The organism is Deinococcus pimensis DSM 21231 (assembly GCF_000519345.1).
GTDB lineage: Bacteria > Deinococcota > Deinococci > Deinococcales > Deinococcaceae > Deinococcus_A > Deinococcus_A pimensis.
Genome location: NZ_KI912635.1, coordinates 2,646 through 2,888 on the forward strand (window position 1 = coordinate 2,646; position 243 = coordinate 2,888).

Consider the following 243-nt stretch of genomic DNA (forward strand, 5'->3'; position numbering starts at 1 on the left):
CGCGCGCCGCGTCCGCGACGAGGCCCTGAGCGGACACGTCTCCGGCGGAGAGCAGTTCCAGCGCGCCCGCCGCGCCCGACGCGATCGTCTCGAGGTTCGTGAGGCGCGAGAGCTCCGCGTGCAGGGGCTCCTCCTCGCCGAGGACGGGCGCGACCGACTCTATTTCCTGAAGCTGGTATTCGAGCAGGTCGATCTGGCGGGCGCGTTCGCGCTCCCCGGTGCGCAGGCGCTCCAGCCGTTCGA

The 243-nt window shown here is 72.4% G+C and carries 1 pseudogene; it reads right to left on the minus strand.

Going from position 1 to position 243, the window contains the following annotated elements:
• Positions 1-243: pseudogene (locus DEIPI_RS39160) on the minus strand (DNA repair protein RecN); the annotation flags it as partial.